This is a genomic window from Bradyrhizobium sp. (genome assembly GCF_049512235.1).
Taxonomy (GTDB): Bacteria; Pseudomonadota; Alphaproteobacteria; order Rhizobiales; family Xanthobacteraceae; genus Bradyrhizobium.
In genome coordinates this window covers 1-3,367 of the sequence record NZ_JBEKXH010000619.1, presented here as the reverse complement: position 1 = coordinate 3,367, position 3,367 = coordinate 1, and the positions used below count along the sequence as shown (strand labels likewise).

At 61.2% G+C, this 3,367-nt stretch carries 4 protein-coding genes; all 4 read left to right on the top strand.

The window, feature by feature from the left end; genetic code table 11:
• Nucleotides 1–438 precede the first annotated feature (438 nt).
• The gene (locus tag ABSG20_RS32825; RefSeq protein WP_423868603.1) at nucleotides 439–789 is read left to right on the top strand and encodes a hypothetical protein; all 351 of its coding nucleotides are present in this window, start codon (nucleotides 439–441) and stop codon (nucleotides 787–789) included.
• Nucleotides 779–1,177, top strand: coding sequence for a helix-turn-helix domain-containing protein (locus ABSG20_RS32820; protein ID WP_423868602.1), 399 nt, complete (start codon nucleotides 779–781; stop codon nucleotides 1,175–1,177). Before ABSG20_RS32825 ends, ABSG20_RS32820 begins: the two co-directional genes overlap by 11 nt.
• Entirely contained in the window at nucleotides 1,167–1,436 is a 270-nt protein-coding gene (locus ABSG20_RS32815) for a hypothetical protein (RefSeq protein ID WP_423868601.1), read from the top strand. The genes ABSG20_RS32820 and ABSG20_RS32815 overlap by 11 nt, the downstream gene beginning before the upstream one ends.
• 239 nt (nucleotides 1,437–1,675) lie before the next feature.
• The gene (locus tag ABSG20_RS32810; RefSeq protein WP_423868600.1) at nucleotides 1,676–3,190 is read left to right on the top strand and encodes a Fic family protein; all 1,515 of its coding nucleotides are present in this window, start codon (nucleotides 1,676–1,678) and stop codon (nucleotides 3,188–3,190) included.
• Nucleotides 3,191–3,367 lie beyond the last annotated feature (177 nt).

Here is a 3,367-nt window from a genome sequence, read left to right as displayed (position 1 = left end):
GGCGCGGGATGGAACTCGTAGGATGGGTGGAGCGAAGCGATACCCATCTCTTCTGTTCGCCGATGGGGTTCGCGAGATGGGTTTCGCGAAGAGCTCAACCCATCCTACACCAACGAGGCTGCGCGTGCATTTCGGAAGCGGTTTTCTTAAGCCCCGGTACCGAAAGCGGGCGGACATGGACGCCGTAAGCCTTGTTGCCCTGCAGCAGCGTCACGTGGCGCAGATGCCTGGCGTGCCGCGGCCGGCGGGTCGAGCAGGGTGCGCAGCGTCCGGTCGTTGGTCTCGATTGGCTCGCGTTCCCGCCAGCCGGCAAGCGGTCCGGGGCGCTCGGCCAAAGCGGCGTCCTTGCCACCAGGCCGCCATGAATTGCCAAATAGCCTCTTGTACGATTTTCGGACATGCCGTACATATGTGTCCGATATTCCAACGTAACACCCCATGGCCACGTTAGTGAAGAATTCTCCAGGTGCCATATTCCCCTCTGCCGAGGTCGAAGCCTGCATCAAGAATGCCCTGGCTGACCAGGGCGCGGACCAGGCTTTGCTACGTCCGGGGCACGCATCCACCGCCACTCCCGTGGCTCCGCGCTCTTGGGAACCCGAAATCGACTCGCTGGTCGTCGTTGAAGTGATCTGCGCCGTCGAGGAACTGCTGGGCATTACCCTGCCCGCGACGTTTTCGCCCAAGGGCGGCTACGACAGCGTCGACGCATGCGTCAACGATCTGATGTCCGAGACGCAAGCTACCTGGAACTCATTAACAAAAGAAAAGCAGCTCAATGACCAATGAACGCGCGGGTTTTTCTCAGCCGTCGGCCGATGCAGATCGCCAAGCGCTCAGCGAACGACTCAAAGAGGCACGCGAATATGTCGGCCTCAAGCAGGATGACGTCGCGAAAAAACTCGGTATTCCGAGAAGTGCGCTTTCGAATATCGAGGCCGGGAGCAGAAAGGTCGACGCCATCGAGTTGGCGCAGTTGGCGAAGCTCTACCAGCGGCCGGTGGCGTGGTTCACGGGCGAAGATCCAAGCCGCGCAACCGACAAGACGCTGGAGGAAGTCGCGCATGTGGCGCGCGCCGCGGCGTCACTTTCGCAGCAGGATCGGCAAGAATTGGCACGGTTCGCGGACTTTCTGAAGTCGCGCGCGCGCACCAAAGCGGGTTCCGATGGCCGATAACCGTGCCGCGATTTTAACTGGCGCCAAGGCCGCGCATACGCTGCATCGCGACCTGGGTATCAAGGAGCAGATCGAACGAGCCGGCGGCGGCCGTGTCGATGTATTCGGCGCCATCGACAAGCTCGGTGCGACGCTGATGTTTCAGCCTCTCGACAAGCTGCCGTGCTGGCGGTTCTCCCGCACGGCCTTCGCTACCCTTATCGTCTTCTTCTGTCGACGCAGCGATGACGCGGATGGCCGGGACGAAGCCCGGCCATGACGGTGGATGGGTCATTGCCAACGAACGCTGGTATCAGTCGGGATTGAAAATAGTGTTCGCCGTTAATTCGCAAGCATCGGCGGCGGCGTCTTCATGCCGGCTAAAGCCTCCGAGCCGTCCGGAGCGCCTGGCGGCATCGCACGCTAGGAAAGTAGCAAATTCCTTAATCAAGGAAAACTTGCATTTTTATCCCCTTAAGTCAATAAAGTTTGCTATATTGGCAGGGGAGGACTGCTTAAGTGGCCCGGATTTCCCTCAAGGACCCGCCCGAGGTTTTCGTCTCGACGACCGCCATGTCGGCGGCCGTTTCGCGCGCCGTCGCCGCCGGCAAGCTGCGCCGCCTCGGCTCGCGTCTTTATACCACGAACCAATTCGAGGAGGCCGCTTCGCTCATCCGGCGCAACCTCTGGGACATCGTGGCCGGCTTTTTTCCCGGCGGCCTCGTTGCGGACCGTACCGCCCTCGAACACCAGCCAGCGGCAGACGGCTCCGTCTTCGTGGTCGCGTCGCGCGGCGGAAATATCGCATTGCCCGGCGTGACGCTGCGTGCGAGGCGTGGCCCCGGTCCGCGGCCGGACGATTTTGTCCTGCGCGACGGCCTCTACTGCATGTCCACGGCGCGCGCGCTCATCGAGAATATGCGTCCGACACGTGCGCGCTCCGGCGCCGCTCGCACGCTGAAGCGAAGCGAAATTGAAATATGGCTTGACCGGTTCCTCCGCAACAGCGGCAAGGAACGGCTCAATGCCTTGCGCGACCAGGCCAAGGCACTCGCGCCGAAGCTGAAGATGGAAGAGGCGGCGCGCGAACTCGACGCGATGATCGGAACCCTGCTCGGTACGCGCAATGCCAAACTGAGGGCGCCCGTCGCAAAGGCACGGGCACGCGGGGCTTCCTACGATCCGAAGCGGCTTGCTGTGTTCGAGAAGCTTCACGACGCCCTGCGGCGCTTTCCGCCCGAGCCTGCGCGCTTGTGGCAGCCGACCGGCCGCGAGGCGATCAACCAAGCGTTCTTTGAAGCCTACTTCTCGAATTTCATCGAGGGAACGGAGTTCGCGCTCGACGAAGCCCGCGAGATCATCTTCGACGGCGTAATCCCGACAAATCGGCCGGCGGATGCGCATGACGTTCTCGGTACCTTTCGCCTGGTTTCCGACCCGGAAGAGATGAAGCGTCTGCCAAAGAGCGCCCATAGCTTCCTGGATATTCTGCGCCACCGTCACCGCACGATCATGGAGGGGCGTCCCGAGAAAACCCCCGGCGAATTCAAGGACCGTCCAAATCAAGCCGGCACCTTTATCTTCGTTGCGCCACAAGACGTATATGGAACGCTCATGGAAGGATTCCGGATCTATCAGCGGCTTTCCGAGCCACTTCATCGCGCCATCTTCATGATGTTTCTCGTGTCCGAAGTGCATCCCTTCCTGGACGGCAACGGCCGGCTTGCCCGCGTCATGATGAACGCCGAACTTGCCGTCGCGCGGCAAATGCGCGTGTTGATCCCGATTGTTTATCGGTCGAACTACATTTCTTCCCTGCGCGCGTTGAGTACCAACGCTTGGCCGGAGCCGATCATAAAGACGCTCGTATTCGCGCAGCGCTATGTCGCCTCCATTCCCTGGAACGACCTGATGCGCGCCCGATCTGTCCTCACCCGCACGAACGCCTTTGTTCGTCCCGAGCAGGGTGATGATGAAGGCATTCGTCTTCGGATTCCCGATGCTAAAGACTTGGCTGTTGACGCGTCACAATAGCCGCGGAGCGGAGGCCCATTCTGGACCATCTCGGCCGCACGGAGGGCGGGGTCACTTTCACGGCGCTGCCGGTGGAATAGCCCTACGATCAGCGCCGGCCGCAGGATCGATCAGGTCCAGTGCTTGCTCCGTTGCAGGACGCGCAGGTGGTTTTCGGATGGAAATCGCAGGATGGTT